The following is a 16,499-nucleotide window of genomic DNA, read 5'->3' on the forward strand; positions in this document are numbered from 1 at the left end:
ACTGCCCCGGCCTAGACTGGGCGCATGCCCGCCCTGCCCCTGCCCTCGCGCCGTCCGCGGATGATCGCGACGGACCTGGACGGCACCATCATCGGGTACCGGCACACGCGGTCGGGGCGTCTGAGCCCGCGCACCATCGTGGCGCTGCGGGACGCCCGCGACGCCGGCGTCGAGGTGGTGTTCGTGACCGGCCGTCCCCTCCGCTGGCTCGGCCCGCTGAGCGCGCAGCTCGGTCCCGTCGGACCGGTGATCTGCTCCAACGGCGCCGTCCTCGTGGACACCGCCACGGACGACGTCCTGATCGCCCACCCCATGCCCGTCGAGGCCGTGTGGACAGCCACGGACCGGCTGCGCGCCCTGGACCGCACCGTGTCCTTCGGCGCCGAGACCCTCGAGGGCTTCTTCTGGGAGCACGCGTTCTCCGAGCGCGCCGAGTTCCGGGCCGAGGTCCACGCGGCGGCCACGCTCGAGGCCGCGCTGCCGGGTCGGCTGGGCGTGGTGAAGCTGCTGGCCCGCTCGGACACCCTGGCCCCGGACGCCTTCCTCGCCGCGGCCCGCGCCGAGCTGGACGAGCTCGTGAGTGCCACGCACTCCGCGCCCGGCATCGCGCTCGTGGAGATGTCCGCCCCGGGCGTGCACAAGGCCGCGACCCTCGCCGAGTTCGCCGCGAGCCGGGGGGTCGCGCCGGTCGACGTCGTCGCGTTCGGGGACATGCCCAACGACCTGGAGATGCTCCAGTGGGCTGGTCTCGGCCTGGCCGTGGCCTCGGGGCACCCGTCGCTGCTGGCCGCGGCGGACGGCGTGGTCGGGGCGTGCGACGACGACGGGGTGGCCGCCACCGTCGAACGCCTGCTGGAGCTGCCCACGGACTGAGCCGCGGGCCACCCCCGGCGGGTCAGAGGAACTCGTACGGGTCGAACGCCTCGACGTCGATCACGCGCAGGCGCGGCAGGGACGAGTCGAACGCGCCCACCGCGTGCTCCAGGTCGAAGAACTCGACCCCGGGGATGCGGCGCAGCTCGTGGGAGAGGAACTCCTCGAAGCCCATGATCCCGGTGCGTCGGCCCGGCGTGGCCGCGAGGTCGGTGAGCTGGGGGGCGAAGTCGGCGTCGTGGCTGACGAGGACGACGTCGTCCTCCCGGCCCAGCAGCGCCTCCGCGGTGCGCTGGATGCCGATGTCCACGACCTTGCCCTCGCCCCGCAGCATGATCGGCTGGAAGCCGAGGGCGGTGAGCGCCTGGACGAACGGGATGGGGATCTCACCGTCGATGGCGAGGAAGAACAGGCCCTTGACCGGCTGGTCCCAGCGGTCCTCGAGGTAGCCGAGCAGGCGCTTCCAGCGTGGCCGCTCGTCGGGCTGGGGGCGCCGCTGCAGGATGGACGTGCCGAGGGTGGCGTCGATGTTCTCGCCGTCGATCAGCAGGTAGGTGGTTCGCTCGCTCACGCTCTCGAGGCTACCCGCTGGGGTGGACGTCGGTCAGCGCGCGCGGTCGAACGGGGCCGTCAGCAGGCGGACGACGCCCTCCAGCGGCCCCGCGCGGAACGGGCCGATACGCACGACGGCCCGCCACAGCAGCGGCAGCAGCAGCGCGCCGGCCACCAGCACGGCCAGGTTGAACCACGTGTCGTCCGTGCCCGTGGCGCTGCGCCACGGCCCGGGTCCGAGCCCCCGCACCCAGCCGAGGTACCACAGGTGCGCCACGTACACGGACAGCGTCATCGCGCCGGGCACGGCCAGCAGCCCGGCCCACCGCGGCGCCAGGGCCGCGCACCCGCCGAGCACGGTCAGCACGAGGCCCGTGTCCAGCAGGGCCTCCGCGGGGGTCGCCGTGTAGGGCACGGGGGCGGCGCCGGTCTGCGTCCGGGACAGGGCGAGCACGACGCCGGCCAGCGCGATCCCCCCGGCCGCCCAGGCGAGCCCCGTGAGCCGTGCGCGCCGGGCCGGGGCCGCCGTCGTCGTGCCGTGGACGGTGGCGACCAGCACCGCCCCCAGCAGCGCCCACGCGAGGAACAGGGGGAGACGGTACGGGCCGTCCGTGAGGAACGCGGAGACCCACGGGGTCAGCGTCGCGCGGCTCAGCCCGAGCGCCTGCGCGGCGGGGAGGAGCCGGTCGACGACGTCGGCCGTCGGTGTGGCGGCGAGCAGGAGGCCGCCTCCGCCGGCCAGGACGGCGAGCACGAGGTGCGCGGCGAGGGGGAGGGCGGCCAGCAGCGCCATGATCACTGTGAGCACAGCCAGGTGCGCCAGCACGTTCACGACGGCCGCCCCGAAGAGCCCGGTCAGCCACGCCGCCCCGCACAGGGCGGCCGCCCGCACAAGCGCGCGGGGCACGGCCCGGCCACGGCCCAGCCACTCCGCCTCGAGGCGCGCGCCCACGCCCACGAGCGCCGCGAACAGGGGCGCGGTGAGGTGCTCGGAGAGGTGGAGCACCCCACCCGGGCCGCCGGCGGGCGCCGTGTGGGCGACCATCATCGCGACCAGGGCCAGGCCGCGCGCGACGTCCACCCAGACCAGGCGGCCCCGGGCGGTGTGGGTGGCGGCGGGAGCGTGGGAGGAGGGGGCGGGCACGGCGACCTCCGAGGTGGGGGACTCAGTCCAGGACGCGGGTGAGGTCGGCGTCCTCGTAGCGGACCGGCTTCGAGCCGGTGACGAGCTTGTGGCCGAGCCACAGCGCGAGGAACAGGGGCAGGCCGATGTACGCGCTGGCCACGGCCACGAGGTCCACGTCGCCCATGAACGCCTGGTAGTTCTGGCCGAGGATCACGACGGCGCACATGACCAGCGCGACGATCGGGCCCAGGGGGAACAGGAAGGCGCGGTAGGGCAGGTCCTTCGGATCGTGGCCCTGCGCGACGTAAGCCCGCCGGAACCGGTAGTGGCTCCAGGCGATGCCCATCCACACGATGAACCCGGCCAGGCCCGAGGCGGAGACGAGCCACACGTAGGCGGCGCCGTCCCCGATGAACGTGGTCAGGAAGCACGCCGCGCCCACCGCGGTGGTGGCGTAGAGGGCGTTCATGGGCACGCCGCGCCGGTTCACCTTCGCCAGGAAGCGCGGGGCCTTCCCGGAGTCGGCCAGGGCCCAGAGCATGCGGGTGGAGGCGTACAGGCCCGAGTTGCCCGCGGAGAGGATGGCCGTGAGGATCACGGCGTTCATCACGGAGGCGGCGGCGAGCACGCCCGCGTTCTCGAAGACGAGCGTGAACGGGGAGATCGAGATGTCCTCGACGTCGCTGCCCAGCAGGTGGGGGCTGGTGTAGGGGATGAGGAAGCCGACGACGGTGATCGCGCCGACGTAGAAGAGCAGGATGCGCACGAACACGGTGCGGATCGCCTTGGGCACGTTCTTCTCCGGGTCCTCGGCCTCGCCCGCGGCCACGCCGACCAGCTCGGTGCCCTGGAAGGAGAAGCCGGCCACCATGAAGATCGCCAGGATGCCGGCGCCGCCGCCCACGAAGGGGGCCTCGCCGTCCGTCCAGTTGTGGAAGCCGGGGGAGGAGCCGCCGAGGATGCCGACGATCATCAGGACGCCGAGCACCAGGAAGATCACCACCGTGGCGACCTTGATGAGCGAGAACCAGAACTCGCTCTCGCCGTAGGCGCGCGTGGAGAGGGCGTTGAGGCCGAAGAGCAGCGCGAGGAAGATCGCGGACCAGATCCACGAGGGCACGTCCGGGAGCCAGTACCGCATGATCAGGGCCGCCGCGACGAGCTCGGCGGCCACCGTGATCGCCCAGTTGTACCAGTAGTTCCAGCCGATGGCGAAGCCGAACGAGGGGCTCACGAAGCGGGTCGAGTACTCCTCGAACGCGCCGGAGACCGGCAGGTACGTGGACATCTCACCGAGCGACTGCATCAGCAGGAACACCATGAAGCCGATGGCCACGTAGGCCGCAAGGGCGCCACCGGGGCCGGCGGTCGCGATGGTGTTGCCCGAGGCCACGAACAGGCCCGTGCCGATGGCGCCGCCCATCGCGATCATCGTCAGGTGCCGGGATTTGAGGGTGCGCCGCAGGGAGCCGCCCTCGGGGGTGATGTGGGCGGCGGAGGCGGGCGGCGTCGACGGGGACGTCCGGGGTGCGCTGGTGTCCACGGTGGCCTTTCGGTGGAGGAGCGGTCGGACGCGCGTCGAACGCCGCGGCGTCCCACCCTGCTGCACGGTGGTAGAAGGGTATCCCGGCCGGGCGCGTCCGTCAGACGGCGGGGACGAGTTCGGCGCGCAGCGCCGCCGTGAACGCGTCCACGTCCTCCTCGGTCGTGTCGAAGCCGCACACCCAGCGCACCTCGCGGCGCGCCGCGTCCCAGTCGTAGAACCGGAAGCGGGCGCGCAGCCGGTCGGCCACGCCCTCGGGCAGGACGGCGAACACGGCGTTGGCGTCCGTGGCCTGTGTGAACTCGACGCCGGCCAGCGAGCCGTCGGCGACCCCCGCCTCGATGCCGGCGCGCAGCCGGGCGGCCATGGCGTTGGCGTGGCGGGCGGAGCGCAGGTACAGGTCGCCGTCGAACAGCGCGAGCAGCTGCGCCGAGACGAAGCGCATCTTCGAGGCCAGCTGCATCTGGTTCTTGCGCAGGTACACGAGGCCGTCCGCGGCGTCCGGGTCGAGCACGACGACGGCCTCGGCCAGCAGCGCCCCGTTCTTGGTGCCGCCGAGGGAGAGCACGTCCACGCCGACGTCGGTGGTGAAGGCGCGCAGCGGCAGGCCCAGGGAGGCCGCGGCATTGGCGATGCGGGCGCCGTCCAGGTAGACGCGCATCCCGTGCTCGTGGGCGTAGTCCGTGATGGCCTTGACCTCGTCCGGGGTGTAGACCGTGCCGAGCTCGGTGGACTGGGTGAGGTAGACGACCAGGGGCTGGGCGCGGTGCTCGTCACCCCAGCCCCACGCCTCGGCGGCGATCAGCTCGGGGGTGAGCTTGCCGTCGTCGGTGGCCACGGGCAGCAGCTTGATGCCGGCGGACTTCTCCGGCGCGCCGCCCTCGTCCACATGGATGTGCGCGGTGTCCGCGCAGATCACCGCGCCCCAGCGGGGCAGCATGGCCTGGAGCCCGACGACGTTCGCCCCGGTGCCGTTGAACATCGGCCACACGGTGGCGTCCTCGCCGAAGTGCTGGGCCACGACCTCCTGGAGGCGGGCCGTGTACACGTCCTCGCCGTAGGCGACCTGGTGGCCCCCGTTGGCCTCGGCGATCGCCGCGAGCACCTCCGGGTGGACGCCGGAGTAGTTGTCCGAGGCGAAGCCCCGCTCCTGCGGATCGTGGATCCTCTGCATGTCAGTTACGTTCCCTTCTCCTGGAGCGTGAGGACGGCGTCGTTCAGCGCGCCCGCCTCAGCCTCCCACAGTCGCGCGTACTCCTCGGCCAGCCGTTCCTCGAGCCCGGCGAGGGACTTCAGACGGAACACGACGGCCGCCGAGCGCAGCGGGGTCTCTGCGTCCCGGGCGGCCTTGGCCCAGCCCTGCGCCACCGCGCGGGTCCATGCCTCGCTCGCCGCCTTCACCGCGGCGTAGTTCGCGCCGCCGGCGAGCGGCCGGGCCACCGCCGTGGACGAGGCGATCGCGAGGCGACCGGCGGACGAGTCCCGCAGGTCGTCGTCGAGGGCCCGGCTCACGTGCCGCAGCGCCGTGAACGAGGCCTCCAGGGCGCGGTAGTCCGCCTCGGTCTGACCGGCGAGGCCCCCGCCGCCGCGCCAGCCGCCCACCAGGTGGAGCAGGCCGTCGATCCGGGTGCCGCGGGCGTGCAGGTCCTCCACGAGGCCGCGGACGGCGGACTCCTCCGTGAGGTCCAGGGTCGCGGTCTCGGCGCCGAGGCCGGCGAGGGGGGCGAGCTTCGCGGCGTCGCGCCCGGTCGCGACGACGTGCGCGCCGGCGTCGAGGAGCGTGCGGGCGGCGGCCCGGCCCGAGTCGCTCGTGGCGCCCGCGATCAGGACGGCGCGGTCGGTCAGGGCGGCCACGGGTCAGGCGTCCGTGCCGCGGATCCCGGCGGTGGACTCGATGACGCCGCGCATCTTCTTCTCGAGGGCCTCGAAGAACATGGACAGCGGGAACTCGTCGTCGAGCACGAGGTCGGTGTAGCCCTTGGGCGGGCCGGCGAGGACCTCACGGGGCAGGCCCTGCGCCCACACGGAGGCGGGGTGCGGGGTGACCACGGAGGCGACGAGCTCGTAGGCCTTGAGCCAGTGCACGGTCTTGGGGCGGTCGATGGACTCCCAGTAGAGCGTGTCGATGGCGTCGCCCAGCTCGACGACGGCGTCGGCGAGCCGGTCCCAGTCCACGCTGAGCTCGACGTCGCGCCACTGGATCACGTCCTTGCGGTGCAGCCAGGCGAAGAGCAGCTGGCCGCCGAGGCCGTCGTAGTTGCGGACGCGGGAGCCGGTGAGGGCGAAGCGGAAGACGCGGTCGAAGAGGACGGCGTGCTGCACGAGCCCGGCGTGGCGGCGGGTCTGCTCCTCGAGCCCGGTGAGCTGCTCGCCGGCGGCGGCGCGCGCCGTGAGGCGGCGCTCGATCGCCACGCACTCGCGGAAGGCGGTCATGTCGCAGCGCATCTCCTCGAGCGTGTAGAGGAAGAAGGGCATGCGCTGCTTGATCATGAACGGGTCGAAGGGCAGGTCGCCGCGCATGTGCGTGCGGTCGTGGATGAGGTCCCACATCACGAAGGTGCCCTCGGCGAGCTCCTGGCTGGAGAGCAGTTCGGCGAGCTCGGCCGGGAGCTCGAGCTGGGTGACCTCGGCGGCGGCGGTGACGACCCGGCGGAAGCGGGCGGCCTCGCGGTCCTGGAAGATGGCGCCCCACGTGAAGGTGGGGATCTCGCGCATGGCCACGGTCTCGGGGAAGAGGACGGCCGAGTTCGTGTCGTAGCCGGGGGTGAAATCGATCAGGCGCAGGGAGACGAAGAGGCGGTTGCCGTAGTCGCCGGCCTCGAGCTCGGCGATGAACTCGGGCCAGATGGTCTCGACGACGAGGGCCTCCACGTGCCGGTCCGGGGAGCCGTTCTGCGTGTACATCGGGAAGACCACGAGGTGCCGGACGCCGTCGACGCGGTGCTCCTGCGGCTGGAAGGCGACGAGGGAGTCCAGGAAGTCGGGCTCGGCGAAGCCGCCGTCGGCCCAGCGGGCGAAGTCGCGGGGCAGGGCGGCGAGGTAGGCGGCGTCGTGCGGGAAGAGCGGGGCGAGCTCCTCGACGGCGGCGACGATGGTCTCCACGTGCTCGCGCGCGGCGGCGTGGTCCGCCGGGTCCGGGATGGAGCCGTCCTTGACCTGCAGAGGCTGCAGGGCGGTGGCGGCGGCCTTGAGGCGGAGCCAGGCCGGGTGGGTCTCGACGGTGCGCGCGTCGGCCGGGGCCTCCGAGGCAACGCCGTCGGTCCGGGCGGGCTGCAGAGTGGTGGACATGGAACCTTCCTGAGGTCGAAGCGCCGGAAAATATCCGGTGAGGCGGATCACTGGCCGGAAGGTTTCCATGAGCGCACGGGGCTGTCAACCCGGCGGCCGGGGCCGGCTGATAGCGTGCGGCGCATGGACGACCCTGTCGACGCGCGGCTCGCGGCCGCCGTCTCCCATGACCCGCGCGCCACGCTCGCCCAGCTCTCCGAGCGGGTCGGCCTCTCGACCTCCGCGGTGCAGGCGCGCCTGCGCCGGCTCGAGAGCACGGGCGTGATCACGGGCTACCGTGCGCTGCTCGACCCCGAGGCCGTGGGCAGGCCGCTCTCCGCGTTCATCGAGATCAGCCCGCTGGACCCGCGCCAGCCCGACGACGCCCCCGAGCTCCTCGAGTCCATCGCGGCGATCGAGGCATGCCACTCCGTGGCCGGCGACGCCGCGTACATGCTCTTCGTGCGCGTGGGCTCGCCGCGCGAGCTCGAGGCCCTCGTGACGGAGATCCGCCAGACGGCGTCGGTGGCCACCCGGACCACCGTGGTGCTGCAGACCTTCTACGAGCACCGCCCCATGCTGGAGCTGCCGGCGGAGGACTGAGGGCGGGCGCTTCGGCCCCTCCTGTCACGCGAGCGGTCGGAATGAGGGCCGATCTGACGCTCATTCCGACCTCTCGCGTTCCCGGCTGCGGCAGCGGGCACCCCACCGCCCGTCCCCGCTACGGTGATCCCGTGCGTCCGACCTCGCCCCGTCCTGCCCCCGCCTACCTCACCGACTCCGTTCCCGCCCGTCGCGGCCACCCGCTGGGGTTCGCGCACCGGGGCGCCGCCGTCGATCGGGAGAACTCGCTGGCCGCGTTCGTGGACGCCCACGCCGCCGGGTTCACCTACCTCGAGCTGGACGTGCGCACCACGGCGGACGGCGAGCTCCTCGTCTTCCACGACGACACCCTGGACCGCGTCAGCACCGGCCGCGGCCGGCTGCGCGACCACACGTGGGAGCGACTGGCGGACGTCACGGTCGGCGGGGAGCCGCTGCTGCGCTTCACGGAACTGCTCACGGCGCTCCCCGAAGCCCGCCTGAACGTGGACCTCAAGGACCGCGCGTCGGCCCCGGCCCTGGCCCGCATCCTCGCCGAGCACGGCGCCTGGGACCGCGTGCTCGTCGCCTCGTTCCATGACTCGCGGCGCCGCCTCTTCCGGCGCGCCCTCGCCCGCCTCGGCCACCCCGAGCGGGCGTACGGGCCGGAGCGGGTGGCGACGTCGGGCGGGGCGGCCGCCATCGCGGCCCTCGTGACGCTGGGGCCGCTGGGACTGACCCGCTGGCTGCGCCGGTACGCCCTCGACGTCGACTGCGTGCAGGTGCCCGTCCGGCACGGCCGCGTGCCCGTGGCCACCGCCGACTTCGTGCGCCGCTGCCACGCGGCGGGCCTGCCGGTGCACGTGTGGGTCGTCGACGAGCCCGCGGAGATCGAACGCCTGCTCGACCTCGGCGTCGACGGCGTCATGACCGACCGTGCCGACGTCCTCGCCGAGGTCTACGCCCGCCGCGGCTTCTGGCCGCAGCGCTGACCCCCGCCCGCCCCCGGCCCGCGGCTCGCGGCCCGCGGCCGACTTTCGAGCGTGAAATCGGGGCTATGGGCGCTTTCGAACGTGAGTTAGGCCCCATGTCACGTTCGAAAGCGCGGGCCCAGCCGGGCCCGGCCAGCCCCGCCCCCACCCACCCCTCAGAGCATCTTCGGCAGCAGCGCCCGCTTCATCCGCCCGTACGGCGGGTACGCGGTCTTGAGCGTGTCCACCTGGTCCGACTTCGTGATGGACGGGCGCAGGTGGGAGAACGTCTCGAAGCCGTGGATGCCGTGGTACGCGCCCATCCCGGACGCGCCGATCCCGCCGAACGGCAGCGTCGCGATGCCGGCGTGCAGCAGGCCGACGTCGTAGCCGAGGCCGCCGGCCTGCACCTGGTCGTCGAACGCGCGGTGGTAGCTCGGCCGGTCCGTGAACAGGTACGCGGCCAGCGGGTGCGGGCGCTCCGCGATGAAGTCCAGGGCGTCCTGGAAGGTGTCCACGGTCAGCACGGGCAGGATCGGGCCGAACAGCTCCTCCTGCATGAGCGCGCCGTCCGGCTTGACGCCCGTCACCACGGTCGGCGCCATGTACCGCCCCGCCACGTCCACGTCGCCGCCGACGAGCAGCTCGGCGCCGGCGTCGAGGTCCGCCTGAAGCATCTCCCGCAGCCGCTCCGCGTGCTCGGCGGAGATGAGGCGGCCGTAGTCCTTCGACGCGCGGGGGTCGTCGCCGTAGAACTCGCGCAGGGCTGCGGGGAGCTCGGCGGTCACCTGACGCAGCGCGGCCTCGCCGACGGCCAGCACGTAGTCCGGGGCCACGCACGTCTGACCCGCGTTGGTGAACTTCGCCCACGCGATCCGGCGGGCCATCGCGCCCGTGTTCCGGGACGGCGTCACCACCGCCGGCGACTTGCCGCCCAGCTCGAGCGTCACGGGGGAGAGGGTCTTCGCCGCCGCCTCGTAGACGATCCGGCCCACGCGCTCCCCGCCGGTGTAGAGGATGTGGTCCCACGGCTCCGCCAGCAGCGCGGTGTTGCACTCCTTGCCGCCCGCCACCACGGAGACCAGTGCGGAGTCCAGGTACTGCGGCACCAGCTCCCGCAGCGCCGCCGCCGTGGCCGGGGCCTTCTCCGACGGGCTGAGCACCACCGTGTTGCCGGCCGCCAGCGCGCCCACGACCGGGGCGAGCGCGAGCTGCACCGGATAGTTCCACGCGCCGATGACCAGCACGAGACCCTTGGGTCGCGGCCGGACCTCCGCGCTCGCGGGCCGCAGGGCCAGCGGCAGCTTCACGGGCCGCGGCTCCATCCAGTCGGTCAGGTGCAGCAGCGCGTGGTCCACCTCGGAGCGCACCGAGACGATCTCCGTGATCAGCGCCTCGGTGGCCGGCTTGCCCAGGTCCGTGCCGAGCGCCGCGACGAACCGGTCCGCGTGCTCCGTCAGCATCCGCTTCAGGCCCTTGAGCTGGCGCACCCGCACCGCGCGCGGGTGGGCGGCGCGGGAGCGGGCGGCGGCGCGCAGACGCTCGACGGCGGCCCGCGGCTCCTCGGGTCGGGGCCCGGCCGGCGCGATCGGCAGGGCCTCGGTGGGCAACGGCTCGCGAACCGGATCGTCGTCGGGGGTGTCGGGGGCGTCGGTGGTCAGACCGGGGGGCTGCGTGCTCATGTCGGCCACGCTACCGAGCCGCCCTGTGCGACGGCAGGGCGGGGCGCCGTCGTCGTCCCCCGCGCGACCCGCGCACTTTCGTTCGGAAGAGGGCGCCCCCAGGGTCTTTTCGTTCGGGAAACGGCGCGCGCGCCCGGCCGTTTCCCGAACGAAAGCGGTGCGACACGCCGCCGTTTCCCGAACGAAAGCGGACGGGGGCGGGTGTCAGCCGATGACCGCGTCCACCAGCTTCTGCGCCTCCGCCTGCACCTGCTTCAGGTGCTCGGGGCCGCGGAAGGACTCCGCGTAGATCTTGTAGACGTCCTCGGTGCCGGAGGGCCGCGCCGCGAACCACGCGTGCTGCGTGACCACCTTGAGCCCGCCGATCGGGGCGTCGTTGCCCGGGGCGTTGGTCAGCGTCGCGAGGATGGTCTCGCCGGCCAGCTCGGTCACGGGGACGTCGTCGGGGGAGAGGGTCTTCAGCTTGGCCTTCTGCTCGGCGGTCGCGGGGGCGTCGATGCGCGCGTACGCCGGGTCGCCGTGCAGGGCCACGAGGTCGCGGTACCGCTCGGACGGGGACTGTCCCGTCACCGCGATGATCTCCGCCGCCAGCAGACACAGCAGCAGCCCGTCCTTGTCCGTGGACCACGGGCTGCCGTCGAACTGCACGAAGGACGCGCCTGCGGACTCCTCGCCGCCGAACACGCCGGTGCCCGTCAGCAGGCCCGGCACGAACCACTTGAAGCCCACCGGCACCTCCACGAGCTCGCGGCCCAGGTCCCCGGCCACGCGGTCGATCATCGAGGAGCTCACCAGGGTCTTGCCCACGCCCGCGCTCTGGGGCCACCGCTCGCGGTGGCGGTACAGGTAGTCGATGGCCACGGCGAGGTAGTGGTTCGGGTTCATCAGCCCGCCGTCGGGGGTGACGATCCCGTGCCGGTCCGCGTCGGCGTCGTTGCCGGTGGCGACGTCGAAGGGCGCCTGCCCGTCCGCGTCCGGGGTCATCCGCTCGATCAGCGAGGCCATCGCGTTCGGCGACGAGCAGTCCATGCGGATCTTGCCGTCCCAGTCCAGGGTCATGAACCCGAACCGCGGGTCCACCTCCGGGTTCACCACGGTCAGATCCAGCCCGTGGCGGTCGGCGATCTCACCCCAGTACGCCACGGACGCCCCGCCCATGGGGTCGGCACCGATGCGCACGCCCGCCTCGCGGATCGCCTCTACGTCGATCACCTGCGGCAGATCGGACACGTACCGGTCCAGGAAGTCGAAGCCGCCCAGCTTCGCGTGGCCGGCGACGTCGGCGCTCGCCACCCGGTGCACGCCCGCCAGCCCGGCGGCGAGCAGCTCGTTGGCGCGGTCGGCGATCCACGTGGTCGCCTCGGTGTCCGCGGGGCCGCCGTGGGGCGGATTGTACTTGAAGCCGCCGTCCGCGGGCGGGTTGTGCGAGGGGGTGATCACGAGGCCGTCCACGAGGCCGGCGTTGTCCCCGTCCACCGCGAAGCCCGACGGCGAGAGCTCGCGCCCGGCGTTCAGGTGCAGGATCGCGTGGGACACGGCGGGGGTGGGCGTGTAGCCGCCGCGGGAGTCGACGAGCACCTCGACGTCGTTGCCGAGCAGCACCTCGACGGCGGTGTCCTGCGCGGGCCCGGACAGGGCGTGCGTGTCCTTGCCGACGAGGACCGGCCCCGTGATCCCGTGGTGCGCGCGGTACTCGACCACGGCCTGCGTGATGGCGGCGATGTGGTCGTCGTTGAACGAGGTCGTGAACGCGGAGCCGCGGTGGCCGGAGGTGCCGAACACGACCTTCTGCGCGGGGTCCGTCACGTCCGGGTGACCGGTGCGGTACGCCTCCAGGAGGGCGTCGACGTCGATCAGGTCCTGCGGCAGGGCGGGGGTGCCGGGACGCTCGGCGGCGGGCAGGGCGGCGGTGTTCTCGGTCATGTGCCACACCTTGGCACGGGCGGGCGAACGGGGGAAGACGCGTGGCCCAGCGGGACGACGCCGGCGGTCACTTCCGGCAGCCGGCGCACAGCCCCCAGTAGTAGACCTCGGCCTCGTCGACCGCGAAGCCGTGGTCCTCGGGGGCGTCGAGGCACGGTGCGGAGCCGGTGCGGCACGGCACGTCCACGACCGTGCCGCAGCCGCGGCACACGAGGTGGTGGTGGTTGTCGCCCGTGCAGATCTCGTAGCGGGCCGGGGAGCCGGCGGGCTGCAGGGAGCGCACGAGCCCGGCCTCGGTGAGCGCGTGGAGGCAGTCGTAGACGGCCTGGTGCGAGGTGCCGGGCAGGGCCCGACGGACGGCGGCCAGCACGGTGGACGCGTCCGCGTGGGGGTGGTCGGCGAGGGCGGTCAGCACCGCGAGGCGGGGCCGGGTCACGCGCAGGCCGACGCCGCGCAGCAGCGTGCGCTCGTCCTCGTCCCGCGTCGTGGTCTCCATGCCAGTCGATCCCATCCGGTTCTCTGGAACATGTCAAGAAAGAGCGGGCCGCTTCGCCCCCGGCGCACCGGCCATTCCCCGCCGTCCCCGTGCTGACTACGGTGAATCCTCGACCCCGGGGCGCACCGGCCCGGGCGCCGTCGATGAGGAGGTCCCCACCCATGGCCCAGCCCGAGCCCGTCCGTCTCGTCCCGGGTGGAGCCGTGGACCGCCCGGCCGAGCAGGCCCTCCTCGCGGCCGCCGCGGCCTGCGGCGGCGACGTCGACGCGATGGTCGAGCTGCTCCGTGCGGCTTCCGGCGCCGCGTCCGGCGAGGCCGCCGCCCCGCTCGACCTGCCGCTGACCGGCGCGGGGCGCACCCGCGAGCAGTGGGAGCTGCTCGCCTCCGTCGCCGCGCAGGACCTCTCGGCCGCCCGCGTGCTCGAGCCCCATCTGGACGCGCTCTCGATCCTGTCCCAGGCAGGCGTCCCCGCCCCGGCCGGGCTGCTCGGCGTCTACGCCTCCGAGTCCGGCGGCCGCACCCCCGCCCTGCGCCCCGTCCCGGACGGCCCCGACACCGCCTGGCTGCTCGACGGCGAGAAGCCGTGGTGTTCGCTCGCGGACCGGTGCGCGGCCGCCGTCGTGACCGGCCGGGAGGCGGACGGCACCCGCCGCGCCGTGCTCGTGGACCTGTCCCACCCCGGCGTGGCCGAGACCGACTCGGCCTGGCCCGCGCTCGGCCTCGCCCCGATCCGCACGGTGGGCCTGGCCTTCGACGCCGTCCCCGGCAACGCCGTCGGCGGCGCCGAGTGGTACCTGCGCCGGCCCGGCTTCGCGTGGGGCGGCATCGGCGTGGCGGCGGTGTGGTTCGGCGGCGCCGTCGGCATCGCCCGCACCCTGCGGAACGCCACCGCCGCCCGCGCGGCCGCCGAGGCCGAGGGCCGCGGACCGGGCCCGGACCAGATCGGCCAGGCCGCGCTCGGCCGCGTCGACCGGCTGCTCCACGCGATGGCCGCCCTGCTCGCCCGTGCCGCCGACGACGTGGACGCCGGCCGCCTGGACCACGGCCGCGGCATGGTCGAGGCCGACCGGATCCGCGGCACCGTGGCGCAGCTGTGCACCGAGGTGATGGACGTCGTCGGGCAGGCCACCGGCCCCGGCCCGCTCACCGGCAGCGCCGCGCACGCCCGCGCCGTCGCCGACCTGCAGGTCTACCTGCGCCAGCACCACGGACACCGCGACGACGCCCGGCTGGGCGCCGCGCTCCTGACCGGCGAGACCGACGGCGGCTGGACGTGGTGAGCTTCTCCCACACCGACGACGGCACGTCCGAGGCGGCCTGGGCCGAGGGCGGCGTCGACGAGCTGCCGGAGCTGCGCCTGCCCGTCTGGGACGCGCAGACGCTGCTGCTCGTGGCCGTGGCGCACCCGGATGACGAGACCCTCGCCGCCACCGGCCTGATCCGCTCCGCCCTGCGCGGCGGGGCACGCGTGCACGTGCTGGTCGCCACCGCCGGCGAGGCCTCCCACCCGCACTCGCCCACGCACACGCCCGAGGACCTGGTCCGGCTGCGCCGGGACGAGATGGAGCACGCCCTCGACGCCCTCGCCGCCGGCCTGCCCGCCTCCGCGGGCCCCGGCTCCCCGGCGCGGGACCGGCTGACCTGGGCGTCCCTGGCCCTGCCCGACTCCGGCGTGGCCGAGCACGAGGACGCCGTGCGCGACGCCGTCGCCGCGGCCCTCGACGCCCACCCCGGCCCCGCCGTGCTCGCCTCCCACGACCCGGGCGACGGCCACGCGGACCACGAGGCCGTGGGCCGGGCCGTCGGCGCGGTCGCGGGCGAGTGCGACCTGCCGCTCTACGCCTTCCCCATCTGGTTCTGGCACTGGGCCGACCCGGCCGACCTGCCCGCCCGCCGCTACCGACGGCTGCCGCTCACCGACGACGACCGTGCCGCCCGCCGTGCCGCCCTCGACGCGCACGCCTCCCAGGTCCGGCCCCTCTCCGCCGCGCCCGGCGACGAGGCGATCCTCGGCCCCGCCGTGCTCGCCCACCACGAGCGCCCGTTCGAGGCCCACCGCGTCTCCGGCCCCGACGACGCCGACGCCCACCGGGCCGCCGCCGTCTTCGACCGGCTCTACCGGGCCCAGGAGGACCCGTGGCGCTACCTCAGCTCGTCCTACGAGGCCCGCAAGCGGGCGCTCACCCTCGCCGCCCTGCCCCGGCCCCGCTACGGGACCGTGGTCGAGGCGGGCGCGTCCATCGGCGTGCTCACCGCGGACGTGGCCGCGCGCGCGGACCGCGTGGTCGGCCTCGAGGCGTCCCCCACCGCCGTCGAGCGCGCCGCCGCCCGGCTGGCCGGCGCGCCGCACGCCGAGGTGCGCCGTGCCGTGCTGCCCGCGGACTGGCCGGCCGACGTCGCCGGCGCGGACCTCGTGATCGCCTCCGAGATCGGCTACTTCCTGCAGCCCGAGGAGCTCGACGCGCTGATCGACGACGCCGACGCCGCGCTCGCCCCCGGTGGCGAGCTGCTGCTGTGCCACTGGCGCCACCCCATCGAGGGCTGGCCGCTGGACGGGGACGCCGTGCACGCGCGCGTCGCCGCGGACCCGCGCTGGCGGCTGCGCACCGAGCTCGTGGAGGACGACTTCCGGCTCAGCCTCCACGTGCGGGCCGCCGCCGCGACCCACGCCGTCGTCGTGGTGCCCGCCAAGGACGAACAGGAGCGGCTGCCGGCCGCGCTCGCGGCCCTCGCCGCCGCCCTGGACCGCTGGGAGGAGCACCACGCGCAGGGCACGGCCGCGGTCGTGGTCGCCGCGGACCGCTGCGACGACGCCACGGTGGCCGCCGCCCTCGAGGCCCGCGCCGCCGACCCGCGCATCCACGTCCTCGAACTGGCGGAGCCGACCGCCGGGCAGGCCGGCGTCGGGCGGGCCCGCGTGGAGGGCGCCCGCCGGGCCCGCGCGCTGTTCCCCGACGTGCCCGCCGAGCGCCTCTGGCTCGCCTCCACCGACGCGGACAGCCGCGTCCCCGCCGACTGGCTGCTGGCGCAGACCGTGGCCGCCGGCCGCGACGAGGCGCTCGTGCTGGGCACGGTGGACGTGCGCCAGGGGCCGCTGCGGCAGGCCTGGCTCCGCGGCTACCGGCACGAGGAGGGGCACGCGCACGTGCACGGGGCGAACCTGGGGCTGCCGTGGTCGCTGTATGAGGCCGTGGGCGGGTTCCCGCCGGTGGCCGAGCACGAGGACGTCGGTCTGGCCGAGGCCGTGCGGGCCCTGGCGGGGGAGCGCGACGGCGGTGACGGCCGCCGGGTGCGCGTGATCGCCACCGACACCACCCGCGTGCTCACCTCGTCCCGCCTGGAGGGGCGGACCCCCGGCGGGTTCTCCGGGTACCTCAAGGCGGTGGGCCGGCCCGGGTGAGGCCGGCCGGGGAGCAGGGGCGCAGGGCCGGGCCGGGTCCGGGGGGCACCGCCTAGACTCGGCACCGGACCGCGACGCCCCGAA

General features: G+C 74.7%; 14 protein-coding genes. 5 read left to right on the top strand and 9 right to left on the bottom strand.

The genetic code is table 11. From position 1 onward, the window contains the following. The first annotated feature begins 24 nt into the window (after positions 1-24). The gene (locus MLUT_RS12045) at positions 25-873 is read left to right on the top strand and encodes an HAD family hydrolase (RefSeq protein ID WP_010079700.1); all 849 of its coding nucleotides are present in this window, start codon (positions 25-27) and stop codon (positions 871-873) included. Between the two features lie 22 nt (positions 874-895). On the opposite strand, the gene MLUT_RS12050 is transcribed toward MLUT_RS12045, so the two are convergent. The 6 genes from MLUT_RS12050 to MLUT_RS12075 form a co-directional block, all read right to left on the bottom strand. Then, a complete protein-coding gene (locus MLUT_RS12050) occupies positions 896-1,444 on the bottom strand; it encodes an NYN domain-containing protein (protein ID WP_002858225.1) in 549 nt (182 codons plus the stop codon). A 33-nt stretch (positions 1,445-1,477) separates the two neighbouring features. Next, complete coding sequence (locus MLUT_RS12055; RefSeq protein ID WP_010079699.1) at positions 1,478-2,569, bottom strand: acetyltransferase domain-containing protein; 1,092 nt, start codon at positions 2,567-2,569, stop codon at positions 1,478-1,480. Between the two features lie 22 nt (positions 2,570-2,591). Next, the gene (locus tag MLUT_RS12060; protein WP_012750690.1) at positions 2,592-4,094 is read right to left on the bottom strand and encodes an amino acid permease; all 1,503 of its coding nucleotides are present in this window, start codon (positions 4,092-4,094) and stop codon (positions 2,592-2,594) included. A 100-nt stretch (positions 4,095-4,194) separates the two neighbouring features. Continuing rightward, the gene (locus tag MLUT_RS12065) at positions 4,195-5,268 is read right to left on the bottom strand and encodes a threonine aldolase family protein (RefSeq protein WP_010079696.1); all 1,074 of its coding nucleotides are present in this window, start codon (positions 5,266-5,268) and stop codon (positions 4,195-4,197) included. Between the two features lie 5 nt (positions 5,269-5,273). Continuing rightward, the gene (locus MLUT_RS12070) at positions 5,274-5,948 is read right to left on the bottom strand and encodes an SDR family NAD(P)-dependent oxidoreductase (protein WP_012750691.1); all 675 of its coding nucleotides are present in this window, start codon (positions 5,946-5,948) and stop codon (positions 5,274-5,276) included. A gap of 3 nt (positions 5,949-5,951) precedes the next feature. Next, a complete protein-coding gene (locus MLUT_RS12075) occupies positions 5,952-7,382 on the bottom strand; it encodes a DUF6421 family protein (protein WP_010079694.1) in 1,431 nt (476 codons plus the stop codon). Between the two features lie 123 nt (positions 7,383-7,505). On the opposite strand from MLUT_RS12075, the gene MLUT_RS12080 reads away from it, so the two are divergent. Next, complete coding sequence (locus MLUT_RS12080; protein WP_010079693.1) at positions 7,506-7,964, top strand: Lrp/AsnC family transcriptional regulator; 459 nt, start codon at positions 7,506-7,508, stop codon at positions 7,962-7,964. 131 nt (positions 7,965-8,095) lie between these two features. After that, entirely contained in the window at positions 8,096-8,935 is an 840-nt protein-coding gene (locus MLUT_RS12085) for a glycerophosphodiester phosphodiesterase family protein (RefSeq protein ID WP_010079692.1), read from the top strand. A 155-nt stretch (positions 8,936-9,090) separates the two neighbouring features. Here the strand turns inward: MLUT_RS12085 and MLUT_RS12090 are convergent, their stop codons facing one another. From MLUT_RS12090 to MLUT_RS12100, 3 genes are all read right to left on the bottom strand, one after another. Further along, on the bottom strand, positions 9,091-10,596 hold the full coding sequence (locus MLUT_RS12090; RefSeq protein ID WP_010079691.1) for an aldehyde dehydrogenase family protein: 1,506 nt from the start codon (positions 10,594-10,596) through the stop codon (positions 9,091-9,093). A gap of 204 nt (positions 10,597-10,800) precedes the next feature. Further along, a complete protein-coding gene (gene pgm / locus MLUT_RS12095) occupies positions 10,801-12,519 on the bottom strand; it encodes a phosphoglucomutase (alpha-D-glucose-1,6-bisphosphate-dependent) (protein ID WP_012750693.1) in 1,719 nt (572 codons plus the stop codon). A gap of 67 nt (positions 12,520-12,586) precedes the next feature. After that, entirely contained in the window at positions 12,587-13,015 is a 429-nt protein-coding gene (locus MLUT_RS12100; RefSeq protein WP_010079689.1) for a Fur family transcriptional regulator, read from the bottom strand. Between the two features lie 161 nt (positions 13,016-13,176). Between MLUT_RS12100 and MLUT_RS12105 the strand changes: the two genes are divergently transcribed. Continuing rightward, the gene (locus tag MLUT_RS12105; protein ID WP_012750694.1) at positions 13,177-14,295 is read left to right on the top strand and encodes an acyl-CoA dehydrogenase family protein; all 1,119 of its coding nucleotides are present in this window, start codon (positions 13,177-13,179) and stop codon (positions 14,293-14,295) included. Beyond that, positions 14,292-16,415 (top strand): PIG-L family deacetylase, encoded by a 2,124-nt coding sequence (locus MLUT_RS12110; protein WP_010079687.1) that lies wholly within the window; start codon positions 14,292-14,294, stop codon positions 16,413-16,415. Before MLUT_RS12105 ends, MLUT_RS12110 begins: the two co-directional genes overlap by 4 nt. Positions 16,416-16,499: the final 84 nt, after the last annotated feature.

Source organism: Micrococcus luteus NCTC 2665, assembly GCF_000023205.1.
GTDB classification, from domain to species: Bacteria; Actinomycetota; Actinomycetes; order Actinomycetales; family Micrococcaceae; genus Micrococcus; species Micrococcus luteus.